20 protein-coding genes and 1 pseudogene are annotated in these 22,820 nt (G+C 71.4%); 20 read left to right on the top strand and 1 reads right to left on the bottom strand.

Annotated features, from left to right (window positions below):
- Window positions 1–235: 235 nt before the first annotated feature.
- From ACILQ5_RS14780 to ACILQ5_RS14710, 15 genes are all read left to right on the top strand, one after another.
- Entirely contained in the window at window positions 236–1,015 is a 780-nt protein-coding gene (locus ACILQ5_RS14780) for an ATP-binding cassette domain-containing protein (protein ID WP_395658778.1), read from the top strand.
- The gene (locus ACILQ5_RS14775; protein ID WP_395658777.1) at window positions 1,012–2,268 is read left to right on the top strand and encodes a sugar ABC transporter permease; all 1,257 of its coding nucleotides are present in this window, start codon (window positions 1,012–1,014) and stop codon (window positions 2,266–2,268) included. The genes ACILQ5_RS14780 and ACILQ5_RS14775 overlap by 4 nt, the downstream gene beginning before the upstream one ends.
- Window positions 2,269–2,279: 11 nt before the next feature.
- Window positions 2,280–3,464, top strand: coding sequence for an ROK family protein (locus ACILQ5_RS14770; RefSeq protein ID WP_395658776.1), 1,185 nt, complete (start codon window positions 2,280–2,282; stop codon window positions 3,462–3,464).
- A gap of 46 nt (window positions 3,465–3,510) precedes the next feature.
- On the top strand, window positions 3,511–4,131 hold the full coding sequence (gene pgsA / locus ACILQ5_RS14765) for a phosphatidylinositol phosphate synthase (protein WP_395658775.1): 621 nt from the start codon (window positions 3,511–3,513) through the stop codon (window positions 4,129–4,131).
- Window positions 4,132–4,133: 2 nt separating this feature from the next.
- Window positions 4,134–5,042, top strand: a complete 909-nt coding sequence (gene pdxS / locus ACILQ5_RS14760) for a pyridoxal 5'-phosphate synthase lyase subunit PdxS (protein WP_395658774.1) — start codon at window positions 4,134–4,136, stop codon at window positions 5,040–5,042.
- Window positions 5,036–5,659: a pyridoxal 5'-phosphate synthase glutaminase subunit PdxT gene (pdxT, locus tag ACILQ5_RS14755; RefSeq protein WP_395658773.1), complete on the top strand. Its 624-nt coding sequence runs from the start codon at window positions 5,036–5,038 to the stop codon at window positions 5,657–5,659. Before pdxS ends, pdxT begins: the two co-directional genes overlap by 7 nt.
- A gap of 12 nt (window positions 5,660–5,671) precedes the next feature.
- A complete protein-coding gene (locus ACILQ5_RS14750) occupies window positions 5,672–6,451 on the top strand; it encodes a YebC/PmpR family DNA-binding transcriptional regulator (RefSeq protein ID WP_395658772.1) in 780 nt (259 codons plus the stop codon).
- A 362-nt stretch (window positions 6,452–6,813) separates the two neighbouring features.
- Window positions 6,814–7,338 (top strand): crossover junction endodeoxyribonuclease RuvC, encoded by a 525-nt coding sequence (gene ruvC, locus ACILQ5_RS14745; RefSeq protein WP_395658771.1) that lies wholly within the window; start codon window positions 6,814–6,816, stop codon window positions 7,336–7,338.
- On the top strand, window positions 7,335–7,934 hold the full coding sequence (gene ruvA, locus ACILQ5_RS14740) for a Holliday junction branch migration protein RuvA (RefSeq protein WP_395658770.1): 600 nt from the start codon (window positions 7,335–7,337) through the stop codon (window positions 7,932–7,934). The genes ruvC and ruvA overlap by 4 nt, the downstream gene beginning before the upstream one ends.
- A gap of 1 nt (window position 7,935) precedes the next feature.
- The gene (gene ruvB / locus ACILQ5_RS14735; RefSeq protein WP_395658769.1) at window positions 7,936–9,018 is read left to right on the top strand and encodes a Holliday junction branch migration DNA helicase RuvB; all 1,083 of its coding nucleotides are present in this window, start codon (window positions 7,936–7,938) and stop codon (window positions 9,016–9,018) included.
- A 123-nt stretch (window positions 9,019–9,141) separates the two neighbouring features.
- On the top strand, window positions 9,142–9,462 hold the full coding sequence (yajC, locus tag ACILQ5_RS14730; RefSeq protein WP_395658768.1) for a preprotein translocase subunit YajC: 321 nt from the start codon (window positions 9,142–9,144) through the stop codon (window positions 9,460–9,462).
- Between the two features lies 1 nt (window position 9,463).
- Window positions 9,464–11,206 carry a protein translocase subunit SecD gene (secD, locus tag ACILQ5_RS14725; RefSeq protein WP_395658767.1) on the top strand — a complete coding sequence of 581 codons (1,743 nt, stop codon included), beginning with the start codon at window positions 9,464–9,466 and terminating at the stop codon, window positions 11,204–11,206.
- Window positions 11,206–12,447 (top strand): protein translocase subunit SecF, encoded by a 1,242-nt coding sequence (gene secF / locus ACILQ5_RS14720; RefSeq protein WP_395658766.1) that lies wholly within the window; start codon window positions 11,206–11,208, stop codon window positions 12,445–12,447. The genes secD and secF overlap by 1 nt, the downstream gene beginning before the upstream one ends.
- Window positions 12,444–12,992 (top strand): adenine phosphoribosyltransferase, encoded by a 549-nt coding sequence (locus ACILQ5_RS14715; protein WP_395658765.1) that lies wholly within the window; start codon window positions 12,444–12,446, stop codon window positions 12,990–12,992. The genes secF and ACILQ5_RS14715 overlap by 4 nt, the downstream gene beginning before the upstream one ends.
- A gap of 128 nt (window positions 12,993–13,120) precedes the next feature.
- Window positions 13,121–15,352, top strand: coding sequence for a RelA/SpoT family protein (locus tag ACILQ5_RS14710; protein WP_395658782.1), 2,232 nt, complete (start codon window positions 13,121–13,123; stop codon window positions 15,350–15,352).
- Window positions 15,353–15,470: 118 nt separating this feature from the next.
- Here the strand turns inward: ACILQ5_RS14710 and ACILQ5_RS14705 are convergent, their stop codons facing one another.
- Window positions 15,471–16,697 carry a DUF349 domain-containing protein gene (locus ACILQ5_RS14705; protein ID WP_395658781.1) on the bottom strand — a complete coding sequence of 409 codons (1,227 nt, stop codon included), beginning with the start codon at window positions 16,695–16,697 and terminating at the stop codon, window positions 15,471–15,473.
- Between the two features lie 139 nt (window positions 16,698–16,836).
- Between ACILQ5_RS14705 and ACILQ5_RS14700 the strand changes: the two are divergent.
- The 5 genes and pseudogenes from ACILQ5_RS14700 to aspS form a co-directional block, all read left to right on the top strand.
- Window positions 16,837–17,817 (top strand): annotated as a pseudogene (locus tag ACILQ5_RS14700) (serine protease); the annotation flags it as partial.
- 122 nt (window positions 17,818–17,939) lie between these two features.
- Window positions 17,940–18,746, top strand: coding sequence for a zinc ribbon domain-containing protein (locus ACILQ5_RS14695; protein ID WP_395658780.1), 807 nt, complete (start codon window positions 17,940–17,942; stop codon window positions 18,744–18,746).
- A 64-nt stretch (window positions 18,747–18,810) separates the two neighbouring features.
- Window positions 18,811–19,533, top strand: coding sequence for an MBL fold metallo-hydrolase (locus tag ACILQ5_RS14690; RefSeq protein WP_395658764.1), 723 nt, complete (start codon window positions 18,811–18,813; stop codon window positions 19,531–19,533).
- Window positions 19,534–19,538: 5 nt separating this feature from the next.
- The gene (gene hisS / locus ACILQ5_RS14685; protein WP_395658763.1) at window positions 19,539–20,891 is read left to right on the top strand and encodes a histidine--tRNA ligase; all 1,353 of its coding nucleotides are present in this window, start codon (window positions 19,539–19,541) and stop codon (window positions 20,889–20,891) included.
- The gene (gene aspS / locus ACILQ5_RS14680; RefSeq protein ID WP_395658762.1) at window positions 20,891–22,663 is read left to right on the top strand and encodes an aspartate--tRNA ligase; all 1,773 of its coding nucleotides are present in this window, start codon (window positions 20,891–20,893) and stop codon (window positions 22,661–22,663) included. The genes hisS and aspS overlap by 1 nt, the downstream gene beginning before the upstream one ends.
- The last annotated feature ends 157 nt before the right edge of the window (window positions 22,664–22,820 follow it).

Genomic DNA, 22,820 nt, shown 5'->3' with positions numbered 1-22,820 from the left:
CAAGGACGTCCCGTCGGTGCTCGCCACCCCGGTGTGGGTCACGGCGGACCAGGTCCAGACCGTGGTCGACGCGGGCCAGGCCAACGCTGCGGACATCTGCAAGGGCATCGAGCAGCTGTGCCAGAAGTACGGAGTGAGCTGACCGCCTAGCGGTTGAGTGACACCACTCTGAGTGCGGGGGCCCGTCCTGATGGGCGGGCCCCCGCTCCGCACCCGGATCCTGGAAGGCAAACACATGTCGTCACAACAGCCGCTGCTGGAGCTGCGCGGCGTCCACAAGGCTTTCGGCCCCGTCGAGGTGCTCCGCGGCGTCGAGCTGACCGTCCGGCCCGGCCGGGTGACCGCCCTGGTCGGCGACAACGGAGCCGGCAAGAGCACCCTGATCAAGGGGATCGCGGGCATCTACCCGTTCGACGAGGGTGAGTACTCGTTCGAGGGCACCCCTGTGAACGTGAAGAACCCGCGCGACGCCAACGCGCTCGGGATCGAGGTCGTCTACCAGGACCTCGCGCTGTGCGACAACCTCGACGTCGTCCACAACATGTACCTCGGCCGCGAGCTCACCAAGCGCGGCATGGTGGACCAGGACACCATGGAGGCCCGCGCCCGCGAGACGCTCAACGGACTGTCGGTGCGCACGCTGCAGTCGGTGCGGACGCACGTCGCTGCGCTGTCAGGCGGCCAGCGCCAGACGGTCGCCATCGCGCGCGCCGTCCTGTGGAACTCCAAGGTCGTCATCCTCGACGAGCCGACCGCCGCGCTCGGCGTGGCCCAGACCGAGCAGGTCCTGCTGCTCGTGCGCCGGCTGGCCGACCGCGGTCTCGGCGTCATCCTGATCAGCCACAACCTCAACGACGTCTTCCAGGTCGCCGACGACATCGCGGTGCTCTACCTCGGCTCCATGGTCGCCACCGTGGAGCGTACGGACGTGACCCAGGGACAAGTCGTCCAGCTGATCACCACCGGCACCTACGAAGGCCGCGAGCCGACCGTCAAGAACGGGGAGATCCGATGAGCACCGCCACAGCACCGGCCCCGGCCCCCGAGCACGAGGACCGGGCGACCCTGGGCAGCATCGCCCGCGACTACTTCACCAAGGTCCGCGGCGGCGACGTCGGCTCGCTGCCGGCCATCCTCGGCCTGGTCGTGCTCGTCGTCGCGTTCTCGCTCCTCAAGCCCGAGACGTTCACCAAGGCGTTCAACTTCGGCAACCTGATCCAGCAGTCGTCGGGTGTCACCATCATCGCGATGGGGCTGGTCTTCGTCCTCCTGCTCGGTGAGATCGACCTCTCGGCCGGCTACACCGCGGGCGCGGCCGCGGCCGTCGCGTCGGTCCTCCTCACCAACCACGGCTGGCCGACCGCTGCGGCGGTCGTCGCCGGGATCCTGACCGGCACGGTGATCGGCATGTTCATCGGGTCGCTCGTCTCCCGGCTCGGCATCCCGTCGTTCGTCGTGACCCTCGCACTGTTCCTCGCCCTGCAGGGCGTGGTGCTGACGCTCATCGGCGAGAAGGGGTCCGTCGACTCGGGGGAGTGGATCGCGAAGCTCAACGCCGACAACCTCCCGGTGTGGCTGGGCTGGGTCCTCGCCGTCGTGCTCGTCGGGAGCTATGCCCTGTCGACGTTCGTCAGCAACCGGCGCCGGCGGGCCAACGGCCTGACCAGCGAGCCGACCCTCCTGTGGGCGATCAAGACCGGCGGTCTGGCGATCCTCACCTTCCTGGTCGTCTACTACCTGTCGATCGAGCGCAGCCCCAACCCGACCATCAAGTCGATCTCCGGCGTCCCGATCGCCCTCGTCATGATCATCGGCCTCGCGCTGGTGCTCAGCGCGCTGCTGAGCCGGACCCGCTGGGGCGGTCACGTCTACGCCGTCGGCGGCAACGCCGAGGCGGCACGTCGAGCCGGCATCAACGTCAAGCTGGTGCAGCTGAGCTGCTTCATGATGTGTTCGACCGTCGCGGCGGTCGGCGGCCTGATGCTGGCGAGCTTCAGCGGCGGCGTGAACAACGTGACCGGCGGCAACCAGACGCTGCTCTTCGCCGTCGGTGCGGCCGTCATCGGTGGCACCAGCCTCTTCGGCGGCAAGGGACGCATCCTCGACGCGATCATCGGCGGCACGGTCGTGGCCACGATCCAGAACGGCATGGGCCTGCTCAACCAGCCCGCCAGCCGTCAGTACATCGTCACCGGCCTGGTGCTGCTCGTGGCGGCCAGCGTCGACGCCATCAGCCGTCGCAAGGCCGCGTCCACCGGACGAGTCTGACGGAGGCGCACGTGCCCACCCGTACCGGGGTCGGCACCGAGGAGCTTCGACGTACGAACCTGTGCGCCATCCTCCAGACGGTGCATACCCACGGACCGACCACCCGCGCGGTGCTCACCAAGCAGCTCGGGCTGAACCGCAGCACGATCGGTGCCCTCACCGGCGAGCTGCAGGCCCTGGGGCTGGTGTCGGAGGAGACGGCTGCGGTGGGGGGGCGCTCGGGTCGCCCCTCCCACCTGGTCGTGCCCCGGGCCGACAACGTCGTGGTGGCCGTGGACCTCGGGGTCGACCGGATCGCGGTCGCCCTCGTGGGTCTCGGCGGTGAGGTCCTCGAGCGGCACAACCGCACGCACCAGCGCGGGGAGCACGATGTCGACCACGTCGTCGACGCCGTGGCGCAGATGGTCGGGGACGTGCTCGCCGACCGCTCCGGCCTGCGGTGCCTCGGCATCGGGGTCTCGGTCCCGGGCGCGGTCCGCGCCAGCGACGGCCTGGTGCGGTTCGCGCCCAACCTGGGCTGGGTGGAGGAGCCGTTCACGGACCTGCTGGCCAAGCGGCTGGGTCTGCGGGTCTCCACCGGGAACGACGCGAACCTCGGGGTGCTCGCGGAGCACCTGCGTGGTGCCGCCGTGGGGTACTCCGACGTGACCTACCTCAGCGCCAGCGTCGGCATCGGCGGCGGCTTCCTCATCGGCGGTCGACCGCTGGCGGGCTCCACGGGGTACGCCGGCGAGGTCGGTCACATGCAGGTGGACAGCCACGGTCCCGTCTGCCGGTGCGGCGCGGTCGGTTGCTGGGAGACCAAGGTCGGGGAGAACGTGCTGCTCCGCTCGGCGGGCCGGCTGTCCGGGGGCGGGCCGCCCGCGGTCGCTGAGGTCATCGCCGCCGCCGAGGCGGGGGAGGAGCGTGCTGCCGAGGCGGTCGCCAAGGTCGCCGAGTGGTGCGGGGTGGGCATCCGCGCGATCATCAACCTCTTCAACCCCGAGGTCGTCGTCCTGGGCGGCTGCCTCGCCCAGGTCTGGCGGGCGGCCGAGGACCAGGTGAACGAGGCGATGAGCCGCAGCAAGCTGATGTCCCCGCGCGAGGACGTCGTCATCCGGTCCGCGCTGCTCGAGGACTCCCCGCTGATCGGGGCCGCCGAGCTGGCCTTCGCGCCGGTGCTCGAGCACCCGCAGGCCGTGCTCGCCGTGATCTGACCACCCGGCGTACCACGCCCCGCGCACCCGGTAGCCTGCTTCCGCCATGCTCGAACCACTGCGCGCCTTCTTCACCAAGGTCATCTCGCCGATCGCGACCCTGCTCATCCGGATGGGCGTGAGTCCCGACGCGGTGACCCTCGTCGGCACCATCGGGGTGTGCGCCGGTGCGCTGGTCTTCTTCCCGCAGGGGATGCTGCTGACCGGCGTCCTGGTCATCACGGCGTTCGTCTTCAGCGACCTCATCGACGGGCACATGGCCCGCACCACCGGCCGGGTCAGCAAGTTCGGCGCGTTCTGGGACTCCACGCTCGACCGCGTCGCGGACGGCGCGATCTTCATCGGGCTCGCGCTCTACTTCGCGTGGGAGGAGCCGAGCCGCCTCTACCTGGTGCTGAGCCTCGTCTGCCTGCTCATGGGCGGGGTGACGTCGTACGCCCGCTCGCGCGGCGAGACGCTCGGCTTCTCGGTCAAGGTCGGCATCGCCGAGCGCGCCGACCGGCTGGTCGCGATCCTGGTCGCGACCGGTTTCAGCGCGATCTTCGACCTCCCGGTGCTCCTCTACATCGCCCTGTGGGCCCTCGCCGTCGCGTCCACCATCACGGTCGGGCAGCGCGTGTGGGTGGTCCGGAAGCAGGCGATGGCCGAGGCCGGCACTACGATCTGACCATGGCTGAGAGCAACACCCACGACGTCCCCACCACCGGCACCACTCGCGTGAAGCGCGGGATGGCCGAGATGCTCAAGGGGGGCGTGATCATGGACGTGGTCACCCCCGAGCAGGCGAAGATCGCGGAGGACGCCGGCGCCGTCGCGGTGATGGCGCTGGAGCGCGTGCCCGCCGACATCCGCGCCCAGGGCGGGGTGTCGCGGATGAGCGACCCCGACATGGTCGACGGCATCATCGAGGCCGTCTCGATCCCGGTGATGGCCAAGGCCCGGATCGGTCACTTCGCGGAGGCGCAGGTCCTGCAGTCCCTCGGCGTCGACTACATCGACGAGTCCGAGGTGCTCACCCCGGCCGACTACGAGAACCACATCGACAAGTGGGCGTTCACGGTGCCGTTCGTGTGCGGTGCGACCAACCTGGGCGAGGCGCTGCGCCGCATCACCGAGGGCGCGGCGATGATCCGCTCCAAGGGCGAGGCCGGCACCGGTGACGTGTCGAACGCGGTCACCCACATGCGCACGATCCGTCGGCAGATGCGCCGGATCGCCTCGCTGGAGGGTGACGAGCTGTTCGTGGCTGCGAAGAAGCTGCAGGCGCCCTACGAGCTGGTCAAGGAGGTCGCCGAGAGCGGCAAGCTGCCGGTCGTGCTGTTCACCGCGGGTGGCATCGCGACCCCGGCCGACGCGGCGATGATGATGCAGCTGGGCGCCGAGGGCGTGTTCGTGGGCTCCGGCATCTTCAAGTCCGGCAACCCGGCCCAGCGTGCCGAGGCGATCGTCAAGGCCACCACGTTCTACGACGACCCCGACGTGGTCGCCAAGGTCTCGCGCGGTCTCGGCGAGGCGATGGTCGGCATCAACGTCGAGGAGATCCCGCAGCCGCACCGACTCGCCGAGCGCGGGTGGTGACCCGGCCGACCATCGGCGTCCTCGCCGTCCAAGGTGACGTCCGCGAGCACCTGGGCGTGCTCGCCGGCCTCGGTGTCGACGCGCGGACCGTGCGGCGTCCGGCCGAGCTCGACGACTGCGACGGGCTCGTGGTCCCGGGCGGCGAGTCGACCACGATGGCCAAGCTGGCGCGCACCTTCGACCTGCTCGAGCCGCTGCGCCAGCGGGTCAAGGAGGGGCTGCCGGTGTTCGGCACCTGCGCGGGGATGATCATGCTCGCCGACCGGGTCGAGGACGGCGTACCCGGCCAGGAGACGATCGGTGGCCTCGACATCACCGTGCGCCGCAACGCCTTCGGGCGACAGGTCGACTCCTTCGAGGGCGACCTCGAGCTGGTCGGGCTGACCGGGCCGGTGCACGCCGTCTTCATCCGCGCGCCGTGGGTCGAGTCGGTGGGCGAGGACGTCGAGGTGCTCGCCCGGGTCCCGCACGGCCCGGCGGTGGGTAGGATCGTCGCGGTCCGTCAGGGTCCGCTGATGGCGACGTCGTTCCATCCCGAGGTGGGTGGCGACCCCCGGGTCCACCGCCTGTTCGTGGACCTGGTCGAGGGTCACGGCTCGCTCGACCACCGAGGTTAGAGAAGGAGACGCATGTCCGGCCACTCCAAGTGGGCGACCACCAAGCACAAGAAGGCCGCGATCGACGCGAAGCGCGGCAAGCTGTTCGCCAAGCTGATCAAGAACATCGAGATCGCGGCCAAGATGGGCGGTCCCGACCCGGCCGGCAACCCCACGCTCTACGACGCCATCCAGAAGGCGAAGAAGCAGTCGGTGCCGAACAAGAACATCGACTCCGCGGTCAAGCGCGGTGGTGGTCTCGACGGGGGCGGCGTCGACTACGAGACGATCATGTACGAGGCCTACGGGCCGCAGGGCGTGGCGCTGCTGGTGGAGTGCCTCACCGACAACCGCAACCGCGCCGCGATGGAGGTCCGGACCGCCGTCACCCGCAACGGCGGGACGATGGCCGACCCCGGGTCGGTGTCCCGGCTGTTCACCCGCAAGGGCGTCGTGGTGGTGGGCAAGAGCCAGGAGCGCGGCGGCTCGGCCTGGGAGGTCTCCGAGGACGACGTCCTCGAGGCGACCCTCGACGCCGGCGCCGAGGACGTCAGCGACCTCGGCGACAGCTTCGAGGTCCAGAGCGAGGCCTCCGACGTGGTCGCGGTGCGCACGGCCCTCCAGGCCGCCGGCATCGACTACGACTCCGCCGAGGTGCAGTTCGTCGCGACCATGGACATCCCGGTCGCCGAGGTCGACGTGGCCGGCAAGGTGTTCCGCCTCGTCGACGCGGTCGACGACCTCGACGACGTGCAGAACGTCTACAGCAACGCCGACATCCCCGACGAGGTCCTCGACTCCATCGACGCCTGATCGCTGCCCGCGGGCGGCCGTGGTCGGGGCCGGACGTCATCCGGTCCGGTTGCCGGGGCGACCAGGTCGTATGACGTCGCGCGGGGGTCGCCGGGAGGTCATCCGGTCCGGTTGCCGGGGCTACCAGGTCGTATGACGTCGCGCGGGGGTCGCCGGGAGGTCATCCGGTCCGGTTGCCGGGGCGACCAGGTCGTATGACGTTGCGCAGGCGGCGCCGAGGCAGCAGAGCCCGCCGCACCCCGACAGCGGAGGCCCGGCACGCGACAGCAGAGGCCGCCGTCGACCGCGTGTCCTGCGGCCGGCCGGGGGAGCGGCTGCGTTAGCGTGGCCTCCGAACACCTGTTCGGACGAAAGGCCACCTCATGCGCGTGCTCGGGATCGACCCCGGCCTGACCCGCTGCGGCATGGGCGTGGTCGAGGGCTCGGTCGGTCGACCGTTGACGCTGGTCGACGTCAACGTGCTGCGCACGTCGTCGGACCTGCCGGTGCCCGAGCGGCTGGTGACCATCGAGAAGGGCGTGGACGCCTGGCTCGACGAGCACCAGCCCGACGCCGTCGCCGTGGAGCGGGTCTTCGCACGCTCCGACGTCAGCACCGTGATGGGCACCGCCCAGGCCAGCGGGATCGCCATGGTCTGCGCCGCCCGGCGCGGCCTGCCGATCGCCCTGCACACCCCGAGCGAGGTCAAGGCCGCGGTCTCCGGCAACGGCCGGGCCGACAAGGCCCAGGTCGGCATGATGGTGACCCGGATCCTGCGGCTGGACGCGATGCCCAAGCCGGCCGACGCGGCCGACGCGCTGGCCCTCGCCATCACCCACATCTGGCGCGGCGGCGCGCAGGCGCGGCTCGACGCCGCAGTCGCTGCCGCGGGAAGGAGTCGGCGTTGATCGCCTTCGTGCGCGGCCGGGTGGCCGCGGTGACCCTGTCCTCGGCCGTCCTGGAGGTCGGCGGGGTCGGCCTGGAGCTGATGTGCACCCCGGGCACCCTCGCCACGCTGCGCACCGGCCGGGAGGCGACCCTGCCCACCAGCATGGTGGTCCGCGAGGAGTCGCTGACCCTCTTCGGCTTCGTGGACGAGGACGAGAAGCAGACCTTCGAGCTGCTCCAGACCGCGTCCGGGGTCGGGCCGAAGCTCGCCCAGGCGATGCTCGCGGTGCTCCCGCCCGACGACCTGCGCCGCGCGATCGCGGGCGACGACACCAAGACGTTGACCCGGGTGCCGGGCATCGGGCAGAAGGGCGCCCAGCGCGTCATCCTCGAGCTCAAGGACCGGATCGGCCCCCCGGTCGGCGGTGGCGGTGGTACGCCGGCGCCGACCGCGGTCGCGCCGTGGCGCGACCAGGTGCACCAGGGCCTGGTGGGCCTGGGCTGGCCGTCCCGTGACGCCGAGAAGGCGGTCGACGCAGTGGCCCCGCAGGCCGGCGACGCCCCCGACGTGGCCGCGCTCCTGCGCGCCGCGCTGCGCACCCTGAGCAAGGCCTGACGTGGCCTTCCACGAGGAGGAGCTCGAGGAGGCCGAGGCCGTCCACCTCCGCTCGATCACGGCGGCCGAGGCGGAGGGGGACGAGCGCGCGGTCGAGGCGGCCCTGCGACCGCGCACCCTCGACGAGGTCGTCGGCCAGGTCCGGGTCCGCGACCAGCTCGGGCTGGTGCTCGAGGCCGCACGCCGGCGCGGCCGGGCACCCGACCACGTGCTGCTCTCCGGCCCCCCGGGCCTGGGCAAGACGACCCTGGCGATGATCATCGCCCAGGAGATGGGCGTGCCGCTGCGGCTGACCAGCGGCCCCGCGATCACCCACGCCGGTGACCTCGCCGCGATCCTCTCCGGGCTGAACGAGAACGACGTCCTCTTCGTCGACGAGATCCACCGGATGTCGCGGCCGGCGGAGGAGATGCTCTACATGGCGATGGAGGACTTCCGCGTCGACGTCGTCATCGGCAAGGGCCCGGGTGCCACGGCGATCCCGCTGGAGATCCCCCCGTTCACGCTCGTCGGTGCCACCACGAGGTCGGGCCTGCTGCCCGGGCCGCTGCGGGACCGGTTCGGGTTCACCGCGCACCTGGAGTTCTACGAGGCCGACGAGCTCGACCTGATCGTCCAGCGCTCGGCCCGGCTGCTCGACGTCGACGTCCGCGCCGACGGCACCGCCGAGATCGCCTCCCGCTCGCGCGGGACCCCGCGGATCGCCAACCGGCTGCTGCGGCGGGTGCGCGACTACGCCCAGGTCCGCGCCGACGGCGTCGTGACGCTGCCGGTCGCGCACGCGGCGCTCGACCTCTACGAGGTGGACCAGCTGGGCCTGGACCGGCTCGACCGCGCCGTGATCGACGTCCTCTGCCGGCGCTTCGGAGGCGGCCCGGTGGGGGTCTCCACCCTCGCGGTCGCGGTGGGGGAGGAGCGCGAGACCGTCGAGGAGGTCGCCGAGCCCTTCCTGGTGCGCAACGGCTTCCTCGCCCGGACCCCCCGGGGGCGGGTCGCCACGGCCGCCGCCTGGCGTCACCTCCGGCTCGAACCACCCGCGGCTCCCGTCCTCCCGCCCGGCGACGTCACGCTCTTCGAGGACTGACCGGGCTGCGTCGAGGCTCGCGGGGGACCCGGATTCGTGGCCTGCACCACTCGCCCGGTTAGACTTCCGTGTCGACCGGTCCGCTCTGGGCCGATGTTCCCCGTCTGCTCGTGAGGTTGTTTCGTGCTTAGGTTGCTGCCGCTCGTCGGCATCGCCCTCCTCTTCTGGCTCTTCATCATCCGGCCAGCCAGTCGACGGCAGAAGGAACTCGGCCGCATGCAGTCGTCGTTGTCCCTAGGGGACGAGGTCGTGCTCACCTCCGGCGTCTACGGATCGATCACGGCGCTGGGCGACGACCACGTCCAGCTGCAGGTCGCTGACGGGGTGGACATCAAGGTCGCCCGGGGTGCGGTCGGCACCGTGGTGACGAAGGTCGACGAGCCCGACGAGGACCTCGAGACGAACGACGAGTCCGGCTCCGCCGCCGGACCTGAGGAGAGCTGAGATGGCACGCAAGACCGCCCGCCCGGGGCGCACCCTCGTGGTGTTCTTCCTCGCGGTGGCGATCGCCTACGGTCTGGTGGCCATCGGCGGCAGCTGGAAGCCTGCCCTGGGCCTGGACCTCAAGGGCGGCACCCGGATCACGATGATCGCGGAGGGGAGTCCCACCAAGGAGAACCTCACCGAGGCCGCCAACATCATCGACCAGCGCGTCAACGGCTCCGGCGTGACCGAGGCCGAGGTGACGACGCAGGGCAACAAGTACATCGTCGTCGAGATCCCGGGCGACACCTCCAGCTCCCTGGTCGACACGGTCACCCGCACCGCGCAGCTGCGGTTCCGCACGGTCGCCTGCACGAACCAGAGCCCGGGCCCGTGCGCGACCGCCACCCCGCAGCTGCCGAGCTCGGACCCGTCGGCCACCAGCAGCCCCTCCGGCACCAGCTCGAGCAAGCCCTCCTCGAAGGCCTCCCCGAGCGCCAGCCCCAAGAACCGCCCGGCGTACGCGGCCCCGAAGAAGCCGTCGTCCTCGGCCAGCCCCTCGGCGACGGGCAAGCCGTCGGCCAGCTCGTCGGCGACGGCCTCGGCCGGCTCCTCCTCCAGCGCCTCGCCCTCCGCCTCCCCCTCGTCGGGGTCCTCGAGCGACCGCGACCCGGCCAAGTCGGCGCTGGCGTTCCAGAACAACCCGCCGCAGGAGGCCATCGACGCCTTCAACGCCTACACCTGCCCGACCGACAAGCCGGTCCAGGACCAGGCCGACACCTGGCTGGTGACCTGCGGCGCCGGCGAGGACGCGGCGATCAAGTACCTCCTCTCGCCGGCGGCGGTCGAGGGCACCGATCTCACGAGCGCGAGCGCGGGCGTCCCGCAGAACCAGGTCGCCTGGCAGGTCGACCTGTCGATCGGCGGCCAGGGCAAGCAGGTCTTCGCCGACCTGTCGCAGAACATGGTCGGCACCGAGAAGCAGTTCGCGATCGTGCTCGACGGCCTGGTGATCTCCGCGCCGACGTTCAACGGCGTGATCACCAGCGGTGACGCGCAGATCAGCGGCAACTTCACCGAGACCTCGGCGAAGAGCCTGGCGACCAGCCTCAAGTACGGCGCCCTGCCGATCGCGTTCGAGAAGGACGGCATCTCGGTGGAGCAGATCGGCGCCTCGCTCGCGGGCGACCAGCTCACCGCCGGCATCACCGCCGGCCTGCTGGGCCTGCTGCTGGTGATGATCTACTGCCTGCTCTACTACCGCGGCCTCGGCATCGTGGTGATCGCCTCGCTGATCGTCGCCGGTGCCGTGACGTACGCGATGGTGCTGCTGCTCGGCCACACCGCCAACTTCACGCTGACCCTGCCCGGCATCGCCGGACTGATCGTCGCGGTCGGCATCACCGCGGACTCGTTCATCGTCTACTTCGAGCGGATCCGTGACGAGATGCGCGACGGCAAGTCGATGCGGGTCGCCGTCCAGGCCGGCTGGAAGCGGGCGCGGAACACCTGTCTGGCGGCCGACACGGTGTCGCTGCTGGCGGCGGTCGTGCTCTACATCTTCGCCGCCGGCGTGGTGAAGGGCTTCGCGTTCGCGCTCGGCCTGTCCACGCTGATCGACCTCGCGGTGTTCTTCTGGTTCACGCACCCGATGGTGACGTGGCTGGCTCGGTTCCGATTCTTCAACAGCGGTCACAAGCTCTCCGGCCTCAGTGCCGAGACGCTCGGCGTCGACCGCGTCGCGACTGCAGGGGGTCGGGCCTGATGGGCAAGTTCTCGCGGATGGGCAACGACCTCTACACGGGTCGCAAGTCCATCGACTTCGTCGGACGCAAGTGGCTCTGGTACGCCATCTCGGGCCTGATCATCGTCGGCGCCGTCCTGGGCCTGTCGGTCAAGGGCCTCGACATGGGCATCGAGTTCGTCGGCGGTGCGGAGTACAAGGTGTCGCTGCCCAGCGACCAGGTCACCCAGTCGACCGCGGACGAGATCCGCAACGCGGTGGCCGACACCGGCATCCCGGCCGCCCAGCAGCCGGTCGTCACGACCAGCGGCGACAAGGCGATCCTCGTGCAGGTCAAGCCGGTCACCACCGCGGAGAACCGGCAGATCAAGGACACGATCGTCGAGACCACCGGTGTCGACCCGGGACAGGACATCACCACCCAGGACATCGGTCCCAGCTGGGGCAAGGAGATCGCCAAGCGCTCGGCGATCGGTCTCGCGGTGTTCCTGGTCCTGGTCGTGCTCTTCATCTGGGCGTACTTCCGCGAGTGGAAGATGTCCGTCGCCGCGATCGTCGCGCTCATCCACGACATCATCATCACGATCGGCGTCTACGCGATCTCCGGGTTCGAGGTCACGCCGGCGACCGTCACCGGCATCCTGACCATCCTCGGGTTCTCCCTCTACGACACCGTCGTCGTCTTCGACAAGGTCCGGGAGAACACCAAGAACCTGCGTGAGAGCCGGATGTCGTACGGCGAGGCTGCCAACCTCGCGGTCAACCAGACCCTCGTGCGCTCGATCAACACCTCGATCGTCGCGCTCATCCCGGTCGGCGCGATCCTCTACGTCGGCGCCGTCCAGCTCGGTGCGAGCACCCTCAAGGACCTCGCGCTCGCGCTGTTCGTCGGCATGGCGGCCGGCGCGTACTCCTCGATCTTCATCGCGACGCCGCTCCTGGTGCAGCTGAAGGCCAACGAGACCGGCGTCCAGCAGGCCGAGCGCCGCGCGCAGCAGCGGCGCAAGCAGATGGAGGCCGACCGCTACGCCGCCGTGCCGACGTTCACCGACGACCTGCCGGTCCACGACGAGCCGGGCGACGACGACGAGCTGGTGGAGGGTGCCCCGGTGTCCGGTGGCGCCGCCGACCGGCCGAGGTCACCGGAGGCGATGGGCCGGGGCCGGATCGCCCCCGCGCCGACCCGGCCCGTCCAGGCCAGCCCGTCCTCGGGCCGTCAGCAGCCGACCCGCCAGCCGCGGTCCAAGCGGGGCAAGAAGTGACGGGACCCGGGCCAGGGTTGGCCGGGGCGCTCGAGCTCATCGCCGACGTACCCGACTTCCCCTCGCCCGGGATCCTCTTCAAGGACATCACCCCGCTGCTCGCCGACCACACCGCGCTGCGGGAGGTCGTCGACGCGCTGGCCGCCCCGGCCAGGGACAGCGGTGGCGCTCCCGTCGTCGACAAGGTGCTCGGCATGGAGTCGCGGGGCTTCATCCTCGGCGCCCCCGTCGCGCTCGCCCTCGGCGTCGGGTTCGTCCCGGTCCGCAAGGGTGGGAAGCTGCCCCGCGAGACCTTCGAGGTCTCCTACACGCTGGAGTACGGCGAGGCGACCCTCGAGGTGCACCGCGACGCCCTCCGGCCGGGGGACCGGGTGCTGCTCGTCGACGACGTGCTGGCGACCGGAGGCACCGCCCGGGCGACGGTCGACCTGGTCGAGCAGTGCGGCGCCTCGGTGCACGGCGTCGCGGTCCTCATGGAGCTCGGGTTCCTCCCCGGCCGGGAGCAGCTCGGCGACCTGCCCGTGACCACCCTGCTGACCGTCTGAGCCCGGTCGCCGACCCGCGGACCGGCCCGCCTCCCGGCCCGTAGACTGGCCACGTGACCGAGGAGAGCACCGCACCCCCTTCCCAGCGGGAGCGGCGCGCACCGGAGACGGCGTCCTCGACCCGCAGCATGCGGGCGCGCCTGGCGCGGATGGGGACCCGCAACCAGTCGGCCAACCCGGTCCTGGAGCCGCTGTTCAAGTCGGTCCGGGCCAACCACCCCAAGGCGGACCTGGCGCTGCTCGAGCGGGCCTACGTCACGGCCGAGCGGATGCACGGCACCCAGACCCGCAAGAGCGGTGACCCCTACATCACCCACCCGCTCGCGGTGACGACGATCCTCGCCGACATCGGGATGACCGAGCCCACCCTGGCTGCGGCGCTGCTCCACGACACGGTCGAGGACACGCCGTACACCCTGGAGCAGGTGCGCGAGGACTTCGGCGACGAGATCGCCCAGCTCGTCGACGGGGTCACCAAGCTCGACAAGGTCAAGTACGGCGACTCCGCGCAGGCGGAGACCATCCGCAAGATGATCGTCGCGATGTCGCGCGACATCCGGGTGCTCGTCATCAAGCTCGCCGACCGGCTCCACAACATGCGCACGCTGCGCTACGTCCGGCAGGAGACCCAGGAGCGGGTCGCCCGCGAGACGCTCGACATCTACGCGCCGCTGGCCCACCGGCTCGGCATGAACACCATCAAGTGGGAGCTCGAGGACCTCGCGTTCGCGACCCTGCACCCGAAGATCTACGACGAGATCGTCCGGATGGTGGCCGAGCGCGCCCCCTCACGCGACCAGTTCCTTGCCGAGGTGATCGCCCAGGTCGAGGCCGACCTGCGCGAGGCGAAGGTCAAGGCGACCGTCACCGGGCGGCCGAAGCACTACTACTCGATCTACCAGAAGATGATCGTCGGCGGTCGGGAGTTCTCCGACATCTACGACCTGGTCGGCATCCGCGTGCTCGTCGAGAACGACCGCGACTGCTACTCCGTCCTCGGCGTCCTGCACGCGCGGTGGAACCCGGTGCTCGGCCGGTTCAAGGACTACATCGCGATGCCGAAGTTCAACATGTACCAGTCGTTGCACACCACCGTGATCGGCCCCCAGGGCAAGCCGGTCGAGCTGCAGATCCGCACCTTCGCGATGCACCGGCGAGCGGAGTACGGCGTCGCGGCGCACTGGAAGTACAAGGAGGACGGCCGCAACGGCGTCGACACCGAGCGGGCCGCCGACCTCGACGACATGACGTGGGTGCGGCAGCTGCTCGACTGGCAGAACGAGGTCGAGGACCCGGGGGAGTTCCTCGAGTCGCTGCGCTTCGAGATCAACCGCGCCGAGGTCTACGTCTTCACCCCGCGCGGGGACGTGATCGCCCTGCCCACCGGGGCGACGGCGGTCGACTTCGCCTACGCCGTGCACACCGAGGTCGGGCACCGCACCATCGGTGCCCGGGTGAACGGGCGGCTGGTGCCGCTGGAGTCCGCGCTGGAGAACGGCGACGTGGTCGAGGTGTTCACCTCCAAGTCGCCGACCGCGGCCCCCTCGCGCGACTGGCTGGGGTTCGTGAAGTCGCCGCGGGCCCGCTCGAAGATCCGCCAGTGGTTCACCAAGGAGCGGCGCGAGGAGGCGATCGAGCAGGGCAAGGAGCAGATCGCCAAGCTGATGCGCAAGGAGGGGCTGCCCCTCAAGCGGGTGATGACCCACGAGACGCTGATGCTGGTCGCCGCGCACTTCAAGCTCGCCGACGTCTCGGCCCTCTACGCCTCGGTCGGCGAAGGGAACCTCTCGGCCCAGGCCGTCGTCCGCCGGGTGATCGACCTGCACGGCGGGGACGACGGTGCGGCGGAGGACCTCGCCGAGGCGGTCACCATCACCGGCCGGCGGGGACGCTCCAAGGTCCAGCCGGGCGGCGACGCCGGCGTCATCGTCAAGGGCGCTCCGGACGTCTGGGTCAAGCTCGCCAAGTGCTGCACGCCGGTGCCGCCGGACCCGATCCTGGGCTTCGTGACCAAGGGCGGCGGGGTGTCGGTGCACCGCAAGAACTGCACGAACGCGGCCAGCCTGCAGACGCACCCGGAGCGCCTCATCGAGGTCGAGTGGGCGCCGACCGGGCAGTCGAGCTTCCTGGTCAACATCCAGGTCGAGGCGCTCGACCGGGCCCGGCTCCTGTCGGACATCACGATGGCGCTCTCCGACGCCCACGTCGACATCCTCAGCGCGAACCTGTCGACCAGCCGGGACCGGGTCGCCAAGAGCCGGTTCACCTTCGAGATGGCCGAGGCCAAGCACCTCGACACCGTCCTCAAGGCGGTCCGCTCCGTTCCCGGCGTCTTCGACGCCTACCGCGTCACCCAGTAGCGCCACGGAGCGTCCGCGGCGTTGCCGGCGCTCGACGACCCGCTTCGCTCGAAGGTCGCCTTCGCGCCGGCGCCTTGCGGCCGCACACGTAGCGCGACTGAGTGATCAGGCCACGTGATCAGGAGAAGTCGGCGCTCGCGCGCCTCGCGGTCTCGAGGAAGGTCTGCCGGGAGGCCAGGTTCTCCTCGAGCTCGCGGATCTTCTTCTCGTTGCCCGCGGCCCGCGCCGCGTCGAGGTCGGCCTCGACCTGGGCGATCGCGGCCTCGAGCTTGGACACCATGTCGTCGGCGCGAGCGGACTTCTCCGGGTCGGAGCGGCGCCACTTCTCGTCCTCGACGCTGCGGATCTCCTGCTCGACGCGGCGGATCCGGGCCTCGAGGTCGCGGATCCGGTCGCGCGGCACCTTGCCGGCGGCGTCCCACCGCTCGGCGATGTCCCGGAACGCCCGCTTGGCGGCGTCGACGTCGGTGACCGGCAGCAGCGCCTCGGCCTCGGTCAGGAGCTGCTCCTTGACGACGGCGTTCGCCGCGAACTCCTGGTCCTGCTCGGCGGCTGCGGCGTCGCGGGCGCCGAAGAAGGCGTCCTGCGCGCCCCGGAACCGCTTCCACAGCGCGTCGTCGACCTCGCGCGGAGCCGGCCCGGCGGCCTTCCACTGCCGCATCAGGTCGCGGTAGCGGCCCGCCGTCGGTCCCCAGTCGGTCGACGTCGCGAGCCCTTCGGCCTCCACGGCGAGGCGTTCCTTGACGACGCGGGCCTGGTCGCGCTTCTCGTGCTGCTCGGCGAAGTGCGCCTTGCGGCGCCGCGTGTACGCCGTGCGCGCGCTCGAGAAGCGACGCCAGAGCGCGTCGTCGGAAGCCCGGTCGATGCGGGGGAGCGCCTTCCACTCGTCGAGGAGCTCGCGCATCCGGTTCGCCCCGTTGCGCCAGTCGGACCCCTCGGCGAGCGTCTCGGCCTCCGAGACGATCCGCTCCTTGCCGGTGCGGGCCTCGGCGGAGCGGCGGGCCCGCTCGACCTTGCGGGCCTCGCGCTGGCTCTCGAGCACCGGGGCGAGGGCGTCCAGCCGGGCGGTCAGCGCGGCCAGGTCACCGACGGCGTTGGCCTCGGCGACCTGGGTGCGGACGGTGCGCACGGATGCGGCCGCCTCGTCGGGGGACATCACGCCCGAGGTGATCCGCTGCTCGAGCAGCCCGACCTCGAACGCCAGCGCGTCGTACCGTTCGGTGAAGAACTTCAGCGCCTCGTCGGGCGTGCCCTCGGGGTACTGACCGACGGAGCGCTCCCCGTCGGCGGTCTTCACGTAGACGGTGCCGTCGTCGTCGACGCGGCCCCACTCATGACTCGTCACCACGTTGTCCTGGTTCGCTCGATGTGCGCTGGGCGCCCGCCACGCGGTGCGCAGGTGCCCATGCTAGTGGGCGCTGCCGGGACCCGCGCTCGGTGGCGGTGCTGGACCACTGGCGGCCACCCCACCACCCGTGCGGGCCATGCGACCCGGGCCCATCCGGGCCATTTGTCCTTGGGGACGGGCCACGGGGCCGCGCACGGGTCTACCTTCCCCAGCAGGCAGGGGGACCGAACCGGAGGCTGACATGCGCGCGACCAGTGGTGCCAGACGAGCAGTTGCAGTGATCGCAGCGAGCGTCACGGCGCTCCTGCTCCCTCTCGGCGGGGCGGCGTCAGCCGCCGACGGATCCGGGAGCCCGAGCCCGAGCGCGACGGTCACACCGTTGGAGAAGGTCAACGCGCTGGTGGAGCCCAGCGTCGTGTTCCTGCTCCAGACGTGGGACGGGTACGTCTACGACACGTTCAACAAGCAGTACCTGAACCAGGGCAACCCGTTCGAGCTGCAGTTCCAGTGCACCGGCTTCGTGGTCAACCCCAACGGGTACATCGCGACCGCCGGCCACTGCGTGGACTTCAAGGAGGTCCAGAGCAGCTTCGTCGAGACCGCGGCCCAGTGGGCGATCGACAACGGCTACTACAGCAACACCTCGCTGACGCTCGACGACGTGATCGGGTTCGGTGACTACCGCGTCGAGTCCCAGGACCGCAAGAACGCCGCGGACCTCGAGATCCAGGTCGCCTCGGGCGCGTCGGTCTCGGGCATCGACACCTCGACGGTGAAGAAGGCCCGGGTCATCGACTTCGAGCCCCAGGCCAAGGGCGACGTCGCGCTGCTCAAGATCGAGCAGACCGACATGAACGCGCTGCCGATCTCCGCCGACGAGGTCGAGGTGGGCACCGACGTGGTGTCGATCGGGTTCCCGGCCTCCGTGGACTCCGTGACCGACCCGAACCTCACCCCGTCGTTCAAGGACGGGACGATCAGCTCGGTCAAGACGGTGCAGGGCGGCGTCCTGCCGGTCTACGAGATCTCGGCGGCCGTGTCCGGCGGGATGAGCGGCGGTCCGTCCGTCGACCTCGACGGCCAGGTCATCGGGGTCAACAGCTTCGGCATCCTCGGCGAGCCCCAGGCGTTCAACTTCCTGCGCCCGTCCTCGCAGCTCTCCGAGCTGATGGCCGGCGCCGGCGTGACCAACGAGCTCAGCGACGCCACGCAGGCCTACCGCGACGGTCTCGAGGCGTACTGGGCCGGGGACAAGGCGACGGCCGTCGACAAGCTCGGCACGGTCGCGGACGACCAGCCGACCAACAAGCTCGCCGCCGACTACCTGGCCAAGGCCGAGGACCTGCCCGACCCGCCGGCCGAGGAGGACAGCGGCGGCTCGAACCTGGCGATGGTGGCGATCATCGTCGTGGTCGCCGTCGTGGTCCTGGGTCTGATCGCGCTGCTCGTCGTCCTGCTGATGCGCCGGAAGGGCAAGTCCCCGGCGGCTCCCGCGGGTCCCGGAGGGGTCGCGCCGGTGCCGGTCGCTCCCGGCGGCGCACCTGCGCCGTCGTACGGCGCCCCGATGACCGCCGCGCCGACCCCGGTCGCCCCCGTGGCCCCCGTCGCCACGGCGACCCCGCCGGCCGGTCCGGCAGCCACCCCGCCGGTCGCCCCGGCGACTCCGGCGCCGGCCGCTCCGGTCGGCTTCGCCCCGGGCGCCGCGGCACCCGCGGCCCCGGCCACGCCGCCGGCACCTGCCGGCGGCGCGGCGCCGCCGCCTGCGCCGCACGCCGCCGCCGGCTGCGCCGCCGCCGGCTGCCACGCCGCCGCCGGCTGCCACGCCGCCCCAGGCCGCCGCCGCCGCCGGCTGCTGCTCCGCCGCCGGCTGCCGCGCCGGCACCCACACCGCCGGCGCCCGAGCCGGCGCCGACGGCCGAGGCCGAGCCGGCGGCCGAGTCGGGGGCCGACAACCCGCGCCACCCTGCGCACTTCTGCCCGAACTGCGGTGACCCGGTCGAGCCGGGCACGAAGTTCTGCAGCAACTGCGGGCACGCCCTCGCCTGACGCGGGCGTGCGGCCCCCGCCACCGGGTGCCGCACGCCGGTCGGGCGCTGGGTAGGCTGCCGAGGTGCTGATCGCCGGATTCCCCGCGGGACCGTGGGGCACCAACTGCTACGTGGCCGCCACCGGGCCGGGCAGCGAGTGCGTGGTCGTCGACCCCGGCAAGGACGCCGCCGAGGGCGTCGCCGCCGTGGTCCGCGAGCACCGGCTCAAGCCGGTCGCGGTGCTGGTCACCCACGGCCACGTCGACCACATGTGGTGCGTCGCCCCGGTCGCCGGGACCTACGACGCCACCGCGTGGATCCACCCCGCGGACCGGCACCTGCTCGCGGACCCAATGGCCGGCATGTCGCCGGAGACGAGCGCCATGATGCTCGGCGGCAGGTACGAGTTCGCCGAGCCCGACGACGTCCGCGAGCTCACCGACCTCCAGGAGCTCGAGCTGGCGGGCCTGCGGTTCGTCGTCGACCACGCCCCCGGCCACACCGCGGGCTCGGTCGCGTTCCGGACGCCGTACGACGCCGACGGGATCTCCGAGGTCATGCTGTCCGGCGACCTCCTGTTCGCGGGCTCCATCGGCCGCACCGACCTGCCCGGCGGGGACCACGCGACCATGCTCCGCAGCCTGCGCGAGAAGGTGCTGACCCTGCCCGACGACGTCGTGGTCCTGCCGGGTCACGGGGAGCAGACGTCGATCGGCCGCGAGCGCGCCACCAACCCCTTCCTCCTCGACCTGCAGTCGGACGGCCCGTCCGCCGGCACGGCGGGTCGCGTCACCCGAGGTCTCTGACACAAATGAGCACCAAGCCGACCCCGCTCAGCGGGTTCCCCGAGCTGCTGCCCGAGCAGCGCTTCGTCGAGCAGCAGGTCATCGACTCCCTGCGCCGCACCTTCGAGCTGCACGGCTTCGCGGGCATCGAGACCCGGGCCGTGGAGCCGATGGACCAGCTGCTGCGCAAGGGGGAGACCTCCAAGGAGGTCTACGTCCTGCGGCGGCTGCAGGAGGCCGACTCCGGCACCGACTCCGGGATCGGCCTGCACTTCGACCTGACCGTGCCCTTCGCGCGCTACGTCCTCGAGAACGCCGGCAAGCTGGAGTTCCCGTTCCGGCGCTACCAGGTACAGAAAGCATGGCGCGGCGAGCGGCCCCAGGAGGGGCGCTACCGCGAGTTCACGCAGGCCGACATCGACGTCGTGATGAAGGACGAGCTGCCCTTCCACTTCGACGTCGAGGTGGCCCGGGTGATGGCCGAGGCCCTGTCGGCACTGCCGTTGCCGCCGCTGCGGCTGCGCGTCAACAACCGCAAGCTGATCGAGGGCTTCTACCGCGGCCTGGGCGCCGCGGACCCGCAGGCGGTCATCACGATCATCGACAAGCTCGACAAGCTGCCCGAGGAGCAGGTCGCGGCCCTGCTCGGCAGCGACGCCGGCCTCGACGGCGACCAGGTCCGGCAGTGCCTGGCCCTGGCGCGGATCACGACGACCGACAGCTCCTTCGTCGAGCGGGTCCGCGAGCTGGGGGTCGAGCACGAGCTGCTCGACACCGGCCTCGCCGAGCTGGCCGCGGTCGTCGACGGCTGCGCCGACGTCCGCAGCGACCGGTTCGAGGTGGAGGCCAGCCTGAGCCTGGCGCGCGGCCTGGACTACTACACCGGCACGGTCTTCGAGATCCACATGGTCGGCTTCGAGTTCCTCAAGTCCGTCGGCGGGGGAGGGCGGTACGACGCGCTCGCCTCCGACGGTCGCAGCACCTACCCCGGCGTCGGGATCTCCTTCGGGATCAGCCGCACCCTGGTGCCGCTGATGAGCCGCGGCCTGCTCGCCGCGGACCGCAAGGTGCCCAGCGTGGTGCTCGTCGCGCTCGTCGACGAGGACTCCCGGTCCGCCAGCGACGCGATCGCGTCCGCGCTGCGAGCCCGGGGGATCCCCTGCGAGGTCGCCGCGGCCGCACAGAAGTTCGGCAAGCAGATCCGGTACGCCGAGAGGCGGGGCATCCCCTACGTGTGGTTCCCCGGCGCCGACGGTGACCAGGTCAAGGACATCCGGTCCGGTGACCAGGTGGCGGCCGATCCCGCCAGCTGGGCGCCGCCGAGCGAGGACCTGCGACCGCAGGTCGTCGCCACGAGCAACGACGAGGAGCAGAAGTAGTGATCCGCACCCAGGACGCCGGCGCGCTGCGCGCCGAACACGTCGGCCAGACCGTCACCCTCGCGGGATGGGTGGCGCGACGGCGCGACCACGGAGGGGTCGCCTTCCTCGACCTGCGCGAGGCCAGCGGCGTCGTGCAGGTCGTCGTGCGTGACGAGGAGGTCGCGCACGCGCTGCGGTCCGAGTACTGCATCAAGGTCACCGGCGAGGTGAGCAAGCGCCCGGACGGCAACGCCAACCCGAACCTGCCGACCGGCGAGGTCGAGGTGATCGTCGCCGACCTCGAGGTCCTCAGCGCCGCAGCCCCGCTGCCGTTCCCGATCGACGAGCACGTCGACGTCGGCGAGGAGGCGCGGCTCCGGCACCGCTACCTCGACCTGCGCCGCAGCGGCCCCAACCACGCGCTGCGCCTGCGCAGCAAGGTCAACAAGGCCGCCCGCGACGTCCTCGACGCGCGCGACTTCGTCGAGATCGAGACGCCCACCCTGACCCGGTCGACCCCCGAGGGCGCGCGCGACTTCCTCGTGCCCGCCCGGCTCCAGCCGGGCAGCTGGTACGCCCTGCCGCAGAGCCCCCAGCTGTTCAAGCAGCTGCTGATGGTCGCCGGCATGGAGCGCTACTACCAGATCGCGCGCTGCTACCGCGACGAGGACTTCCGCGCCGACCGGCAGCCGGAGTTCACCCAGCTCGACATCGAGATGAGCTTCGTCGAGCAGGACGACGTGATCGCCGTCGCCGAGGAGGTCCTGGTCGCGCTCTGGCGTCTCATCGGGCACGAGGTCCCGACCCCGCTGCCGCGGATGACCTACGCCGAGGCCATGGCCCGGTTCGGGTCCGACAAGCCGGACCTGCGCCTGGGCCAGGAGCTCGTCGACTGCACGGACTTCTTCGCGGACACCCCCTTCCGCGTCTTCCAGGCGCCGTACGTCGGCGCCGTGGTGATGCCCGGGGGAGCGAGCCAGCCGCGCAAGCAGCTCGACGCGTGGCAGGAGTGGGCCAAGCAGCGCGGCGCCCGCGGGCTGGCCTACGCCCTGGTGCAGGAGGACGGGGAGCTCACCGGTCCGGTCGCCAAGAACATCTCGGACGAGGAGCGCACCGGGCTCGCCGCACACGTCGGTGCGCAGCCGGGCGACTGCATCTTCTTCGCCGCCGGACCGGTCAAGACCAGCCGTGGTCTGCTCGGGGCCGCCCGCCTCGAGATCGGGCGCCGGTGCGGCCTGATCGACGAGTCCGCGTGGGCGTTCACCTGGATCGTCGACGCGCCGCTCTTCGAGCCCGCCGACGACGCGACGGCGGCCGGCGACGTCGCCGTCGGCAGCGGTGCGTGGACCGCGGTCCACCACGCGTTCACCTCCCCCCAGGACCTCGAGTCGTTCGACTCCGAGCCCGGCGATGCGCTCGCCTGGGCCTACGACATCGTCTGCAACGGCAACGAGATCGGCGGCGGCTCCATCCGTATCCACCGCGAGGACGTCCAGAAGCGGGTGTTCGCGGTCATGGGCCTCGGCGAGGCGGAGGCGGAGGAGAAGTTCGGCTTCCTCCTCGAGGCCTTCAAGTACGGCGCGCCGCCCCACGGCGGCATCGCGTTCGGGTGGGACCGGATCGTCGCGCTGCTCGCCGGCAGCGACTCGATCCGGGACGTCATCGCGTTCCCGAAGTCCGGGGGAGGCTTCGATCCGCTGACCGGAGCTCCTGCACCGATCGCGCCCGAGCAGCGCAAGGAGGCCGGTGTGGACGCCGTCCCGGCGAAGGAGGTCCCGCCCGAGGGCTGAACCGGCGGACGCCCCGTGATCCGCAGATCTCGCTCAGATCAAGAGCAGGTAACAAGAACGCGTCGAGACCAGATCGTTACACGCAGATGACCCGATGATGCGAAGGCGTCACATAGAGTCGCAGCGGTCGCCGTCCCCCGGCATCCGTGATCCGGCT

This window comes from Nocardioides sp., from assembly GCF_044226305.1.
Taxonomy (GTDB): Bacteria; Actinomycetota; Actinomycetes; order Propionibacteriales; family Nocardioidaceae; genus Nocardioides.
This window is presented reverse-complemented; position numbering and strand designations above follow the sequence as displayed.

What these genes read in the sequence shown, in the direction of transcription:
- ACILQ5_RS14780 (WP_395658778.1), top strand. Translation starts at nt 236, where the DNA reads ATGTCGTCACAACAGCCGCTGCTGGAGCTGCGCGGCGTCCACAAGGCT.
- ACILQ5_RS14775 (WP_395658777.1), top strand. Translation starts at nt 1,012, where the DNA reads ATGAGCACCGCCACAGCACCGGCCCCGGCCCCCGAGCACGAGGACCGG.
- pgsA (WP_395658775.1), top strand. Translation starts at nt 3,511, where the DNA reads ATGCTCGAACCACTGCGCGCCTTCTTCACCAAGGTCATCTCGCCGATC.
- pdxS (WP_395658774.1), top strand. Translation starts at nt 4,134, where the DNA reads ATGGCTGAGAGCAACACCCACGACGTCCCCACCACCGGCACCACTCGC.
- ACILQ5_RS14750 (WP_395658772.1), top strand. Translation starts at nt 5,672, where the DNA reads ATGTCCGGCCACTCCAAGTGGGCGACCACCAAGCACAAGAAGGCCGCG.
- ruvC (WP_395658771.1), top strand. Translation starts at nt 6,814, where the DNA reads ATGCGCGTGCTCGGGATCGACCCCGGCCTGACCCGCTGCGGCATGGGC.
- secD (WP_395658767.1), top strand. Translation starts at nt 9,464, where the DNA reads ATGGCACGCAAGACCGCCCGCCCGGGGCGCACCCTCGTGGTGTTCTTC.
- secF (WP_395658766.1), top strand. Translation starts at nt 11,206, where the DNA reads ATGGGCAAGTTCTCGCGGATGGGCAACGACCTCTACACGGGTCGCAAG.
- ACILQ5_RS14710 (WP_395658782.1), top strand. Translation starts at nt 13,121, where the DNA reads ATGCGGGCGCGCCTGGCGCGGATGGGGACCCGCAACCAGTCGGCCAAC.
- hisS (WP_395658763.1), top strand. Translation starts at nt 19,539, where the DNA reads ATGAGCACCAAGCCGACCCCGCTCAGCGGGTTCCCCGAGCTGCTGCCC.